This is a genomic window from Cryobacterium sp. Hh7, assembly GCF_004403155.1.
GTDB classification, from domain to species: Bacteria; Actinomycetota; Actinomycetes; order Actinomycetales; family Microbacteriaceae; genus Cryobacterium; species Cryobacterium levicorallinum.
Window position 1 is genome coordinate 16,753 of record NZ_SOHG01000054.1, and the last position, 13,588, is coordinate 30,340.

General features: G+C 65.9%; 15 protein-coding genes. 5 read left to right on the forward strand and 10 right to left on the reverse strand.

Annotation, left to right across the window (positions count from 1 at the left end; genetic code table 11):
- Positions 1-19: 19 nt before the first annotated feature.
- Positions 20-1,009 carry a DMT family transporter gene (locus E3T43_RS14985; RefSeq protein ID WP_134473015.1) on the reverse strand — a complete coding sequence of 330 codons (990 nt, stop codon included), beginning with the start codon at positions 1,007-1,009 and terminating at the stop codon, positions 20-22.
- A gap of 73 nt (positions 1,010-1,082) precedes the next feature.
- On the opposite strand from E3T43_RS14985, the gene E3T43_RS14990 reads away from it, so the two are divergent.
- On the forward strand, positions 1,083-1,637 hold the full coding sequence (locus tag E3T43_RS14990; RefSeq protein WP_174844355.1) for a CGNR zinc finger domain-containing protein: 555 nt from the start codon (positions 1,083-1,085) through the stop codon (positions 1,635-1,637).
- Positions 1,638-1,688: 51 nt separating this feature from the next.
- The gene (locus tag E3T43_RS14995; RefSeq protein ID WP_134473016.1) at positions 1,689-2,186 is read left to right on the forward strand and encodes a nucleoside deaminase; all 498 of its coding nucleotides are present in this window, start codon (positions 1,689-1,691) and stop codon (positions 2,184-2,186) included.
- Here the strand turns inward: E3T43_RS14995 and E3T43_RS18850 are convergent.
- Positions 2,183-2,335, reverse strand: coding sequence for a hypothetical protein (locus tag E3T43_RS18850; protein WP_166789508.1), 153 nt, complete (start codon positions 2,333-2,335; stop codon positions 2,183-2,185). The genes E3T43_RS14995 and E3T43_RS18850 overlap by 4 nt on opposite strands.
- An 808-nt stretch (positions 2,336-3,143) precedes the next feature.
- Between E3T43_RS18850 and E3T43_RS19330 the strand changes: the two genes are divergently transcribed.
- On the forward strand, positions 3,144-5,003 hold the full coding sequence (locus tag E3T43_RS19330; RefSeq protein ID WP_241979025.1) for a hypothetical protein: 1,860 nt from the start codon (positions 3,144-3,146) through the stop codon (positions 5,001-5,003).
- A 176-nt stretch (positions 5,004-5,179) separates the two neighbouring features.
- Here the strand turns inward: E3T43_RS19330 and E3T43_RS15005 are convergent, their stop codons facing one another.
- The gene (locus tag E3T43_RS15005) at positions 5,180-5,500 is read right to left on the reverse strand and encodes a pirin-like C-terminal cupin domain-containing protein (protein ID WP_134473017.1); all 321 of its coding nucleotides are present in this window, start codon (positions 5,498-5,500) and stop codon (positions 5,180-5,182) included.
- Between the two features lie 35 nt (positions 5,501-5,535).
- The gene (locus E3T43_RS15010; RefSeq protein ID WP_134473018.1) at positions 5,536-6,804 is read right to left on the reverse strand and encodes an MFS transporter; all 1,269 of its coding nucleotides are present in this window, start codon (positions 6,802-6,804) and stop codon (positions 5,536-5,538) included.
- A 517-nt stretch (positions 6,805-7,321) separates the two neighbouring features.
- Here E3T43_RS15010 and E3T43_RS15015 point away from each other — a divergent pair.
- Positions 7,322-9,193, forward strand: a complete 1,872-nt coding sequence (locus E3T43_RS15015) for an FAD-binding monooxygenase (protein ID WP_134473019.1) — start codon at positions 7,322-7,324, stop codon at positions 9,191-9,193.
- Between the two features lie 86 nt (positions 9,194-9,279).
- Here E3T43_RS15015 and arfB read toward each other — a convergent pair whose 3' ends face one another.
- The 5 genes from arfB to E3T43_RS15040 all read right to left on the reverse strand — a co-directional run bounded on the left by arfB (position 9,280) and on the right by E3T43_RS15040 (position 12,806).
- Positions 9,280-9,702, reverse strand: coding sequence for an alternative ribosome rescue aminoacyl-tRNA hydrolase ArfB (gene arfB, locus E3T43_RS15020; protein WP_134441293.1), 423 nt, complete (start codon positions 9,700-9,702; stop codon positions 9,280-9,282).
- A gap of 23 nt (positions 9,703-9,725) precedes the next feature.
- On the reverse strand, positions 9,726-10,493 hold the full coding sequence (locus tag E3T43_RS15025; protein ID WP_134473020.1) for an SCO1664 family protein: 768 nt from the start codon (positions 10,491-10,493) through the stop codon (positions 9,726-9,728).
- Positions 10,493-11,032 carry a DUF3090 domain-containing protein gene (locus E3T43_RS15030; protein ID WP_134473021.1) on the reverse strand — a complete coding sequence of 180 codons (540 nt, stop codon included), beginning with the start codon at positions 11,030-11,032 and terminating at the stop codon, positions 10,493-10,495. Before E3T43_RS15030 ends, E3T43_RS15025 begins: the two co-directional genes overlap by 1 nt.
- 9 nt (positions 11,033-11,041) lie before the next feature.
- Complete coding sequence (locus E3T43_RS15035) at positions 11,042-11,749, reverse strand: histidine phosphatase family protein (RefSeq protein WP_134441288.1); 708 nt, start codon at positions 11,747-11,749, stop codon at positions 11,042-11,044.
- Positions 11,750-11,885: 136 nt separating this feature from the next.
- Positions 11,886-12,806 carry a pseudouridine synthase gene (locus E3T43_RS15040; protein ID WP_134473022.1) on the reverse strand — a complete coding sequence of 307 codons (921 nt, stop codon included), beginning with the start codon at positions 12,804-12,806 and terminating at the stop codon, positions 11,886-11,888.
- Between the two features lie 254 nt (positions 12,807-13,060).
- Between E3T43_RS15040 and E3T43_RS18855 the strand changes: the two genes are divergently transcribed.
- Entirely contained in the window at positions 13,061-13,207 is a 147-nt protein-coding gene (locus E3T43_RS18855; protein WP_166791346.1) for a hypothetical protein, read from the forward strand.
- A gap of 134 nt (positions 13,208-13,341) precedes the next feature.
- Here the strand turns inward: E3T43_RS18855 and E3T43_RS19100 are convergent.
- Positions 13,342-13,588, reverse strand: a 247-nt coding sequence (locus E3T43_RS19100; protein ID WP_206751404.1) for a hypothetical protein, incomplete at its 5' end; no start/stop codon positions are given.

Genomic DNA, 13,588 nt, shown 5'->3' on the forward strand with positions numbered 1-13,588 from the left:
GCGTTCGACGGCTAACGACTCAGTGAGTGGATGCCGCGGCCGTCGCCTCCCCGGAGGCGGCGGCCGCGGTGTCGTGATGGAGCGGCGCTATTGATGGCAGGGCCTCGGCGCGCTCGGACCGCACCGCAGCGATTCCACCGAGGATCAGCAGCCCGCCGAGTAACTGCAGCGGGCTGAGCTGCTCGCCGAGCAGCAGCCACGCAAACAGCGAGGCGAAGACGACCTCGAGCAGTCCGACGAAGGACGCGAGCCGGGAGCCGAGCACGCCGGCCGCAGTGATTCCGGTGCTATACGCGACGGCGGTGCTGACGAGCACGAGCAGCACCAGCGGCACCCACCACGGCGCCAGCGCGCCGAACAGCGGCAGGTCGCCAAAGGTTGCCATGATCGGCAGCAAGCCGGTAACCCCGAGCAGACCGAGAATGAAGCCGCCAACGATCAAGCCAAAGGCCGCGAGCGCGACGGCCGGCAGGTCGCGGTCCGGGCGCGCGGCAATGAAGAAGTAGGCGGCGCAGCCAATCGCGGCGAGAAACGCGAAGGTCAGGCCGATCGGATCGACCGCCTGGATCGCTCCGGGGCCGATCACCAGCACAAGGCCGCCGACTGCGAGGGCCGAGCCGAGGAACACGGCCGGGCGGGGCATCCGCTTGGAAACGGCCCAGGCGACGCCGACCAGAATGAGCGGGGCCAGAAATTCGATGAGCAGCGCGGTCGAGACCGGGATGGTCGAAATGGCGGCGAAGTAAGCGAGTTGGGTGCATGCCACGCCGACGACGCCCATGCCGAGTACCCTCCAACGCCCGAGCCATAGGGCGGCCCAGCGCCCCCGCAAAGCCATGACGGCCAGGGGCAGCAGCACGAGTCCGGCGGTGAAGGCGCGAACCGTGACGGCGGCGGCCGGCGACCATCCGGCCTCGAGCAGGGGCTTGACGAGCGCGCCGGAGGTGCCGAACGAGACGGCCGAGAGCACCGCGACGGCGAGGCCGCCGGGGATCGACGTCAGCTTCACGGAGGCGCCCTTCTGTCATGGTCTAAACTGCTTTACACCACTGACAGTACGACCGAGTGCATTAGGAGTCAACTTGCATTTTGCCCCTGACACCGAGGAGGCTCTCGAGTTCGTGGTCATGCTCTGCGATACCGACGCAGGGGCCTCCCGCAGCGGTCGAGACGAGCTCGAAACGCTCGCCGATCTCGCCGCGCTGCTCGCCCCGATTCCGTTCACCGGGCGCATCGACGGGGATGACGCCGAACTGCGCGATGTACGGCAGACTCGAGCCCTACTCCGTCGGGTGTGGACCCTGGGCCGCGACGACGCGGTGATCGAGGTCAATCGCATGCTGCGCGAGGCTCGCGCGCTCCCCCAGCTCGCGCGTCACGATGTGTCGGACTGGCATCTGCACGCGACCGTGCCCGAAGCACCGCTCGGCGAGCGCATGCGCGTCGAGGCGGCGCTGGCGTTGATCGATGTGATCCGCAGCGACGAAATGGGTCGCTTGCGCATCTGCGAAGCGGATGCCTGCACCGGCCTGGTTCTCGACCTGTCCCGCAACGGGTCCAAGCGTTTCTGCAGTGTGCGCTGCGGCAACCGCATGAACATGATCGCCTTCCGCGAGCGTCAGTCCGCCGAAAAGTAGCTGCGAGGGTGATTAGGCTTGAATCTTTCCCCCATTGAGAAAGTGACTCTCATGACTGATCTCAGCACGGTATCCAGTTCCGACGAAGCGCATCTGCACCACGCGATCGAAGTCGCCCGCGCCTCCCGTGAAGTGGGCAACCACCCCTTCGGAGCGATCCTCGTCACGAGCGAAGACATCATCATCGAGGGTCAGAACACCGTCGTGACGCTTGGCGATCCGACCGGGCACGCCGAGATGAACCTGGTACGCATCGCGGCGACGCTGCTCGCCCGGGACGCCCTGCGCTCGAGCACCCTGTATACGAGCACCGAACCGTGCGCCATGTGTTCGGGAGCGATCTATTGGGCTGGCATCGGTCGCGTTGTCTATGGGCTGCCCGAAGAACAGCTCGCGGCGATGGTTCCGCTGCAAGACGGCGAGGCCGCCATGGATCTGCCCTGCCGCGAGGTGTTCGCCCGTGGCGGCAACAGCGTGACCGTGGCCGGTCCGGCCCTTATCGCCGAGGCTGCCGAAGTGCACGCTGGTTTCTGGGACGCGCGTAACTAAATCTCGTCCTGCACGTGAATGACGACGTTGCCGATCTTTTGACCGGCCGTTACGTAGAGGTACGCCTCTCGAATCTGGGCGTGTGAGTAACTGCGGTCGAACAGCGGGTGAAGTTCGCCGGTCCCGACGAGCCACTTCAGGAACAGCACGTCTCCTCTACGACATTGAGGCCGGAATCTCGGCCACGAGACCGCCTTCAGCGATGGTCAGGTACTCAGCGTGGCCGCCGAATTTCACGCCGTTGTAGCCGAAAACCCTTTGGCCGACCGTGAATGATGTGACGCCAGCCCCGCGAATTCGCAGCCGAGAATCGTCGCCCGCGGCGCCCGCAGCCCAATCAACAGCCGAACGAAATACGGTATCCCACTCAGAAAGCCGCAGTCCGTGCGATTCACTGTGCTCGCGATCACGCGAACCAGAAGTTCGTCCGCTTGCGGCACCGGCATCGGAACCGACTCCACATGCACGACGCTCGGTGGTCCGTAACGGCGGTAGACGGCAGCTCTCATGCGCCACAGCGTACCCGCGCGCAGTCATGTGCTCCCGAGATCACTCGGTAGCAAATTCGCCGAGTGGATGTCGGTGGCCACCCACCAGCAGCGCGCCATCTCAGCGTCCAGTCCGGTTCAACCCGGTGACCGCGCCATCGCAAAATCGAGCGATGCACCCTTTTGGTTGCCGCTATTGGATAGTCGCGATCACGTCTGTCCGTCCGCGTGCGGCTCCGGGCAGGTGAATTGCCGGCGAGGTCGTTCGGGCCAGCGTCCTCGGGTGGGCCAACGCCGGGAGCGATTTTGGTGCTGAACACCGGTTCGGGGTGCCCAGTGCGGTTATTTTCCGCTATCTAACGGCCCGCAAAACATTTCTTTGGGTATTCTTTGGCGAATTTCGGCGGTTTCGTGCTTATAAGCATGAATCTTCCTCGGGAATGTCGGTGGTCGGGTGTTGGGTTGAATCATGAGCAACGTAGCTGTGGAACTCACCCGGGCGGCGGCCGCTGTCGCCGCGCTCGGTGGCTCCAGCGCTGAATTCGCGGGCTTGTCGGATGCCGAGGTGCTCGCGGCGCGTGGCCCGATTGCGCAGCTGCTGCGACTGAGCAACACGGTCGCAGCCCTGCTGGCGGGCACGATCGCGCACCGGTCCCGACCTGAGGTGGGCCAGTCGGGCTTGTCGGCGCGGCACGGGTTTGGCAACCCAACCATGATGGTGCAGGACGCCATCGGCCTCAGCCGCATCGAGGCCGGCCGATTGGTCGCCGTCGGCGTGCTCATGGGCGAGACCGAAACCGCTGAACGCCGCGCGGCCGACGCCGCCCGGGCGGTGGAGCGGACTGCCCAAGCCGCTGAAGAGGCCGCAGCGAAGGCTGAGCGGGAGGCCGCTCGCGAGGCAGAGCGGGCGGCGGCTTGGGCGGCGCTGCACCCGGATCTGCCGCCGCTGCCCGTGACTGTGCCGCGCCCGGTTCCGCCGCTCGCACCGGCAGCGCCACTGGTTCCGGTGGTGGTGCCGTGGCAGGCGCCGATCATGCACGCCGTCGCCGACGGCACATTCTCCCCCGGCGTCGGCGACGCCTTACTGCGGGGTCTGGGCACGTTGGATCAGGCGATCACCCCCGAGAAACTTGCCGCAGCGCTTCGCGTGTTGCTCGTTGCGGCGCCGGGAATGAACACCGAGCAGGCCTACAAACGGGCCAGGCGCATGCGGGACGACCTCGACGCGGCGGGCATTCTGGCGCGGGAGAAGCAGGCTCGCGACGACACCACCTGGTCGCTGTGGCGGCGTGCCGACGGCATGGTGACCCTGCATGCGCTGTTTCCGCCGGAGCAGGGGGAAATGTGGATGGCAACCTACGACGCGCTGACCAGCCCGCGTCGCGGCGGGGTGCGGTTCGTCGACCCAGAACGAGCCGCCTGGGCGCAGAGCGTGAAGGACGACCCGCGCACCCTCGACCAGATCGCCGCGGACTCCTTTACCCAGTTGCTCAAGCTCGGCGCCGACGCCGACCCCAACACCCTGTTCGGCGGTCGCCGACCGGTGGTGCAGATCATCGTCACCGAACACGACCGCCCCACCACTATCTCCGAACATGCCGCCCCTGCCGCTGGCCTAGCTCCGACCGCTGGCCCTGCCGCGCGCTCGGGTGCGCCAACTACCATGGCGCCCGCTCCGGTCGCACCCGCCAACACGGGCGCGACAGGTGCCCCGAGCACCGAGCGCACCGAGCGCACCGACGAGGCGCCCAGCGACACGCTAGCGGGCAACGGAACGGGCCGGATGACGGAAGCTCGTAGGGGCACTGAGACCCTACTCGGTACCGAACCTGCCAGCACCCACCCCGTTTCGGATACCTCGAGGGCAACCCTGCACCGGTATCCGCCGAGACGATCGACCGGCACCTGTGCGACACCGGCTACCTCGGCATCCTCTTCAGCGAAACCAGGCAACCCCTCAACGTTGGACGAGACCAACGCCTCTTCAACCGTGAGCAACGCCGTGCTCTCGCGGCGCGCGACGGCGGATGCCGCTGGCCCGGCTGCGAAAAACCCCCTTCTTGGGCAGAAGCCCACCACATCGCAAACTGGTCTGATCAGGGACTTTCCAACATTGATCATGCCATTCTGCTCTGTAGTCTGCATCACATGCTGCTCCATAACCGACACTGGAAGATCTGGCTCCGCGACGGCGAGTACTGGCTGCAACCCCCGATCCAGATCGACCCTGAACAGCCACTCATCCCCCTCTCCAGCAAGAACCCACTCATGCAGGAACCGCCCGAACTCGACCCGCCGACGCTGTGCCCGCCCGTGGCTGGTCCCGTAGACGGCGGCGAGTCGCGGGATGGCGGTCTCGACCAGCTCGACCAGCGCAGAGGGGCCGACCCGACACCGGGTCACCCGCACGACGATTACCAAAACTAGGCGTTCCCTTACTCGGCACTCCCGAAGCCAGCACTGTCGACAACCACGAGATGGCGGTCTTGACTAGGGACCATGCCGCTAACTGCGGAAACGGAGGCGCACCGTGGGCAGTGGCGGCGCGGGGATCAGAGCGGGCTCGCCGTCAGGAAAAGCGCCAAAGCGCAGCTCGTCCCTGTCGAAGCAGGCGTCATCGTCGGCTGCACCGATCTCGGTCTGCCACTGGGTTCGGTAGCTGACGATTTCTTCGTGGCTGCGGCCGACGAAGTTCCACCACATCAGATTTTGTTCACCGAGTGGTTCACCACCGACGAGCAGCAGGCGCACGGGATCGGCCCCTGCGACCAGGGTGAGCGAGGACCGACCAACCGGCAAATAGGCAAGGTGATCCTGGGCGAGCACGTGCGCAGCTTTCTGCGGGACGTGCGCGACGGGAGCTAATCGCCGGCGGGCGGCGCCGCATCCGCTTGGATGGTGCGGGCGTCAGCTGGATCCTGCTGGCGACGGCTGGCCAGAAGGAACGGCAGACCGATGAGCTCGACGACGGCGCCGATCACAAGCGAGGTGCCGTAGCCCTGCAGGTCGGCCGCGCGGCCGAGGGCCGGCTGGATGAACACTCCACCGAGGCTGCCGAACAGCGAGTCGAACGACAGCACGGTCGCACGCTGTTTCGACGGGATCATGTCGTTGAGATACGCCTGCCGTACCGGCCCGGCGACGGCGAACACGAAGCCCCAGACGACCAATAGCAAGACGGCCAGCCAGAACAGGCTGTTCAGGCCGAGCGCGACCAGGATACCGACGCTGACGAGCGACGCCACCAAGACCATGCTGGTGCGTTTTCTAAACAGTGAGCGGATGCGCGGCGCGAGCAGTCCGCCGGCCACCTGCGCCAGGGACAGCACGGCCGCGGCCAGCCCGGCAATGGAGTACGCGGTCGGGTCGCCGTACAGCTCGAGCAGATAGGGCTGCAGGGCGTAGAACGCATAGATTCCGACGCCGCCGGCGAAGGGCGCCGAAAAGATCACGTAACGAACTGAACGCTTTTTCAGGCCGTGCTCGATCGACTGACTGAGCACGTTGCGGGTGGCTTTCAGCGGGCCGGCGGAGCGATCCGGGGTGAAACCGAGGTCTTTCATCACGATGTACGCGAAGACGAACATCAGCATGAGCACCCCGGCACGCACCAGGAGCGGCACCCCGAGGTCGGTGACCTGGGCGATCACCCCGCCGAGCACGGAGCCGGAGAACATGGCGATTCCGGTCACCACGAGGCCGCGGCCGAACACGGCCTCGAGGCTGCCGGTGTAGCCGGTCGCGGCGAGGGCATCGACCAGCCAGGCTTCAACGGCGCCGGAGAAGAAGGTGAAGCCGAGTCCGAGCAGCACCGACACGATCGCCCACCAGACGAATGGCGCGTGCCAGAGCCAGAGCATCCAGTACAGCCCGGTCGTGACCACCAGCGTGATGGTGCCGAGCAGATAGGACGCCTTACGCCCGACGGTGTCGGCGACTACCCCGGTCGGAATCTCGAAGATCACCATGCCCACGGTGAAGAACGCGTTGGCGGCGAAGGCCTCGAAGTTCGACAGTCCAGCGTCGAGCAGAAACAGGGTGTTGATGCCCCAGATGAACGACGCCGCGAGCGTGTTCCCAAGCATCAGGGTCAGGTAGACGCGCTGCACCCGCCGGGCCGCCGGGTTCACACCCCGAACCCCGCTGACTCCGCATCTTCCATCACAGACTAATCATCAACCTACGAAGAGCGGATGGCTAGCCAGCTATTCGTGCCAGGCCCCCGGTCACGATATCGGGCGCGCGATCCGGCTTGGACGCGTCCACCCTGGCCGGCGTGCACTAGCCCGTGTGTCCTTTTTACGGCGAGCCAGCACCAGTACTTCCCATCTGCCGAAACCAATTATTTGACGGATGCCCGGAAGCTCGAGTTTGACGTCGGTTTAGCGCCGCGGCACCGAGTCGCGAATGATGAGTAGCGCCCACCACTCGCGCCTGGCTCACGGTCGGTTGACCGCGGTGGCGGGCGTTCCACCAGACTCAGGCGCTCGTGGGATGCTCGGCCGGATACGCCGCCGGCCCCTGTAGATCATCCAATGTCGTATATGATTCAGAAAACGATAATAGAACGCTGTGTTCTATTATCGAACGGCGACTGATCGCCGCGCGAGACCACACCGAGGAACCACACAGAGAAGTGAGGAAGCCGTGCAGTTTCACCACCACGGATACGTGTCCACCGATCCCCGCGTTCAGGACGCCGCCGGGGTCGGCATCGATCGCCCCGACGAACTTCCCGCCACCGTCGACGTTCTCATCGTCGGCACGGGCCCGGCCGGCATGATCACGGCCGCCCAGCTCTCCCAGTTTCCGAACATCACGACCCGCATCGTCGAACGCCGCGGCGACCGCCTGGCGATCGGGCAGGCCGACGGCATCCAGGCCCGCAGCGTCGAAACCTTTCAGGCCTTCGGTTTCGCCGAGCGCATCATCGCCGAGGCCTACCGCATCACCGAGATGGCGTTCTGGAAGCCCGACCCCACCAACCCGGCCAACATCATCCGCACCGCCCGGGCCATCGACGACCCGACCGGCATCAGCGAGTTTCCGCACCTCATCGTCAATCAGGCCCGCGTACTGGATTATTTCGCCGAGGTGATGGCCAATGCGCCCACCCGAATGACCCCGGATTTCGGTTTCGAATTTCACAGCCTCGTGAACACGAATGAGGGCGAGTACCCCGTCACGGTGACGCTCGTGCACACCACCGGCGCCCACAAGGGCCAGGAACGCATCGTGCACGCCAAATACGTCGTCGGCGCCGACGGTGCCCGCAGCGCTGTGCGTGACTCGATCGGCTGCACCCTCGCCGGTGACGCGGCCTTCCACGCCTGGGGCGTCATGGACGTTCTCGCCGTAACCGATTTTCCCGACATTCGCACCAAGTGCGCCATCCAGTCCGGAACCGGCGGAAGCATCCTGCACATTCCGCGTGAGGGCGGCTACCTGTTTCGCATGTACGTTGACCTCGGCGAAGTCGCTCCCGACGACAATGGCGCGGTGCGCCAGACCTCGATGGAGCAGATCATCGCGAAGGCGAACGCCATTCTGCACCCGTACACCCTCGACGTGAAAAACGTCGCCTGGCACAGCGTGTACGAGGTTGCCCACCGCCTCACCGACCGCTTCGACGATGTGCTGCCGGCGGAGATCGGCATCCGCTCGCCGCGTGTTTTCATTCTCGGTGACGCCTGCCACACGCACAGCGCCAAGGCCGGCCAGGGCATGAACGTCTCGATGCAGGACGGCTTCAACCTGGGCTGGAAGCTCGGTTACGTGCTCGACGGGCGCAGCCCGGACAGCCTGCTCGGCACCTATTCGGCCGAACGCCAGGTCATCGCCAAGAACCTGATCGACTTCGACAAGGAGTGGTCGTCGCTCATGGCCGCCAAGCCGGAAGACCTCAAGGTTCCGCTGGAGGAGTTCTACACGCAGACGGCGGAGTTTCCGGCCGGCTTCATGACCCAGTATCCGCCGTCGATGCTGATCGGCGAGGCGACCCACCAGTCACTCGCGACCGGGTTCCCGATCGGTAAGCGCTTCAAGTCGGCCCCGGTGGTGCGGGTCGGTGACGCCAACCCGATCGAACTCGGCCACCACCACCGCGCCGACGGCCGCTGGCGCGTCTACGCGTTTGCCGACGCCGCATCCGTTGAACTGGCCACCTGGGCAGAATGGATGCGCACCTCCCCCGACTCGCCGCTGCTCGCCCACACCCCGACCGGGAGCGACATCGACAGCATCTTCGACGTCAAGGTGGTCTACCAGCAGGCCCACGCCGAGGTCGACATCAGCCAGGTCTCCGAGGTGTTCCTGCCCAAAACTGGTCCGTTCGGGTTGATCGACTACGAGAAGCTTTACGCCACCGACCCCAAGCACGACATCTTCTCCCTGCGCGGAATCAGCCGCGACGGTGCCATCGTGGTCGTGCGACCCGACCAGTACGTCGCGAACGTGCTGCCGCTGACGGCGACCGACGAGCTCGCGGCGTATTTTCGGCAGATGCTGCTCGTGCGATAGCCGCTTCAAGCGGATGCCGATCGGTCAAGTGGCACCGTCCCGGGAGGCCGTTGCCTTCTCGGCGAGCGGATACCGGTAGGCCGCCCCTAATCGGCAGCGGGACGCTGACGGTTCTGCTTGGTGGCTGAGCGCTGCTGTTTGGCGGCGAGGTGCCGCCGCCCCGAGCCCTTCGTGGGTTTCGTCGCGCGGCGGGCGGGCGGCTCAGCCGCCAGCCCGGCGATCACCAGATCGGCGAGCTTGCGCAGCGCGATCTCGCGGTTGCGCAGCTGGGAGCGCTGCTCGCTCGCGGCGATGGTGACCACCCCGGAAACGATACGGTGCCCGAGGCGGGTGAGCAGCAGCATCCGCTCATCGTCGGAAAGCACCGTCGAGTCGGCGACGTTCCAGGACAGCTCTACCCGGCTGTCTGAGGTGTTGACGTGCTGGCCGCCGGGCCCGGACGAACGCGAAAACCGCCAGCCGAGTTCGCGCTCGGGAATGGTTAGCGCCGGCGATACCTCAAGATCCATGCATCAAGCGTGGCACAGATGGCTCAGAACAGGGGCCAGGGCACCGCGGGCATGTCGCCGCTCGGGGCGGGGAACTCCCCCTCTGACCGCAACCGACCGCAGCGTTCCGCGAGCGCAGCAAATTCTTCGGCGCTCAGAAGGCCAGCAAGGGTCGCGCCCAGCGCACCATTCAGGTCGGCCTGCACCCGGTCGATGCCCTCGAGTTCCTCGTCGGTGAGCGCATCGCCGAGCCAGCCCCACAGCACGGTGCGCAGCTTGTGCTCGATATGAAAGGTGAGCCCATGGTCGACGCCGTGCCGGTGACCGTCGGGCATGGCGAGAATGTGGTCGCCCTTGCGATCGGCATTGTTCACGACGATGTCGAACACGGCCATGCGCCGAAGCGCCGCGCTGTCTTCGTGGATGAGGGTGACCATCCGTTCGTGTTCGTCTCGCCCATCGAGAACGTGTCGCCACCCGGTATCCGGCACGGCATCGGCCGCGACAAGGTCGACGGCGGCCTGCGCGGGGTCAGACTCCTGCCACAGCTGTACCATGCCTTCGCCCATCGGGCCCTCGCGCAGCCAGGTGTGCGGCACGACGTTCCAGCCGAAGACCTGCGACACCAAGTAGGCCGCCACCTCGCGATTGGCCAGGTGGCCGCCCGGAAAATCCCACAGCGGATGCTCCCCCGCCACCGGTTTGTAGACGACCACCGCGCCGTCGATGCTCCCCAGGAACGTTGCATTCGAGGCCGTCGTGATGCGGCCGGTGAGCTTCAGCTCACCGTTGATCAGGTCGGGAATCGGCATCAGGCTTCGGGCAGGGTGCAGGTGTGCCCATCGGCGTCGACAGGGTAACCGCAGAGGGAACACATGGGCCTGCCGGCGCCGACGACCTCGCGCGTGCGTTTCGCGAAGGCTCGCGCCGTGCCGACGGGGATGCGCACCAGCATCATTTCAGCCACGTCTGCCGGATCGAGCAATTCCTCGTCATCGTCGGTGATCGGGTAGGCCTCGATCACGACCTGCACCGTCGACGGGTCCCAGCCCAGGCTCATCGCCCCGGTGCGAAATTCCTCGGCGACGGGCTGTTCGAGCGGGTCGTTGTCGACGAGCTCGATGGGGGTCGTGGTCGGAATGCTGAAGGGATTGCCTTCTAAGGTGATCAACTGGTCGAGAATCTCGTCGATCTTTTCGCCGAGAAGCGCCGACTGCTGTTTCTCCAGCGCGATACTCACGATGCGGGTGCCGCTGCGCACCTGCAAGTAAAATGTGCGCGACCCGGGCAGGCCGACGGTACCGACGACTACCCGGTCGGGCCAGTCGAACTCATGGACGATTGTGGGCATGTGAATATTTTACGCGGTCGAGGTGCGCGCTGGCTGATGACCGGCCCCACCGCCGACCGGCGCATCCGCTGAGTGGATGCTGCCAGCCAGCCAGGACAGATCGCCGCCGTCGGTGTTGGTCGCGTGCACGCTCGGCCTTTTGGGGCCGTATTGCACGATCGATACCGACGCGGGCCCGACGTTGATACGTTGGAACAGGTCGAGGTGTATGCCGAGCGCGTCAGCCAAAATGGACTTGATAACGTCGCCGTGGCTGACCGCGACCCACACCGCACCGGGCCCGTGCTGCGCCTCGAAGGCGGCGTCGTGGCGTCGAATCGCGGCCACCGACCGCGCCTGCATCGCCGCCATCGACTCGCCGCCGGGAAAGACCACGGCTGAGGGTTGCGTCTGCACCACCGACCAGAGGTCTTCTGTGGCCAGGTCGCTGAGGGTCCGGCCCTGCCACTGGCCGTAATCACACTCGGTGAGATCGTCGTCAATCGGCATGTCCGGGGAACCACTCTGGTGGTCGAGAATGAGCTGCGCGGTCTGCTGGCAGCGTTCCAGGGGGCTGGAGACCACGGCGACCAGGGGTACCACCGCGAGGCGTTTTCCGGTCAGCGCCGCCTGGTCCTGCCCGATCTGGTCGAGTCGCACGCCGGCGGCCCGCCCGGCGAGTATTCCGGCGGTGTTTGCGGTGGTGCGGCCGTGCCGCACGAGAATGACTGTGGCCATGGGTCTAGCCTAGGCATCCGTTTGGCGAGCTTTGGACGCGCACCATCAAGGCTCGCGGCATGTGTTTGAGAAGTTCGCCCTGGTTTGAACACCTGTCAGCTTCTCAACCGCGTGTCGCGATGCGCGACACCCAGGCTCAGCCGACCACACTGCGCAACGGGAGCGTGCGCACGCTGGCAAACTGCCGCGGGCGACCGTCGATCGGGTCGGTAAAGCGCACCTCGTTCGCCAGCAGCTGCAGGGGATGGCTGAAATCGTCGATCGCGATCTCTCGCACGACGGGGTAGATCGGGTCATCATCGATCGGAATCCCCAGGCCGAGCATGTGCATGCGCAATTGGTGGGTGCGGCCGGTGCGCGGCGTCAGTCTGTAGACGCCCTGGCCGTCGATCACCGAGTCGAGTTCGATCAACGACTCAGCGTTGGCCGGCGCGTCCGGCAGTACCTCGGCCTGCCACTGACCACGGCGGGTCGTGAGGTGGTTGCGCACCGTCACGGGCAGGTCGAGGCCCGGCAGCAGCGGTGCCAGCGCCCGATAGGTCTTGGCGACCTCCTGCCGTTGGAACATCGACTGATACGCCCCGCGCCACCGCCGCTCGGTTGCCAGCACCACCAGCCCCGACGTCACCCGATCCAGCCGATGCAGCGGCGAGAGCTCCGGAAGCCCGAGTTCGGCGCGCAGCCGCACCACCACGCTCTGCACGACGTGGCGCCCACGGGGAATGGTCGAGAGGAAGGCGGGCTTGTCGATCACCACGAGGCGATCGTCGCGATAGATCAGGTGGATGGGCCCCGGAACAACTGTCTCCGCGGCCAGATCGCGGTGGAACCAGACGAAGGTGTTCGGTCGGTACGGGTCGAGACCGGCTACCGCGGTGCCGCTCTCGTAGACCAATCGGCCCTGAGCCAGAAAGCCGGCTACGTCCACGAACTCCGACAAACGCTCATCCAGCCAGGCGCCCATCGTGTCCCAAAGCGGATGCTGCGCCCGTTCCGGGGTGCAGACCCACGCGGCCTCGAGGCCGTGACGTTGCGGAAGTGGCGAGCGCGGCGGCATCCACTGATCGTACGTCGCATGGCTGCATAATTTTTCGTTGACATCATCGGGAGAGTCCAATAGCGTTCCTCGTGAATCCTCCGAAACGCACCAGAGAATCAAGGAGCAGATCGGACGACAGGGTCTCCGCCTCGTCCGGCCTTCGACCGGCACCCCCGACGGCACGCTTGCCCGCACGGCAGCCTGATCGATACCTCGCCCCCGCGTTACCCGCGGCCGCGGCACCCTCGCCTCCAACCGAACATTGGACAGCCATGACTTACGAGATTTCTTCCCCCACGATCGCCGCAGAACACCCCGAGCAGCACGACACGAACGCCACCGGAGCCGACTTCCGCCGCCGCCAACTCGACATCTTTCGGCAGCGCGAGTGCGAGCTCGAACTCGAAGAGTCGCGTTAGGCCGCGATAGAACGTCAAGAGTCCGACCGGGGCGCTGTGCAGCGAGATTTGAGTCTGCGCCGCGTCCTACGCGAGGTGATCGTTCCGCCTGCTTCCACGGCGCCCAAGTGGATGCTGGCGGCCTCGACCGCGCGTCAGGAAACCTTCGGCGCAGGAAGAGCGACCGGTTCGATGTGCAGGGCGCGCAGCACTCGGCGAATCGCAGCGATGCTCTCGACGGGTTTGCCGCGCTCGATGGCTGACAGAACAGTGCGGTCCACGTCGGCGGCCGCGGCGAGGTCGGTGGCGAGTAGCGCTTGTGGGTAGCGCCAGTCCGGTGACTTGGTAGCACGATTCCGGGTACACGGTAGCGCTGGCGGGCGGTGAACTGCTCTGCTGTGA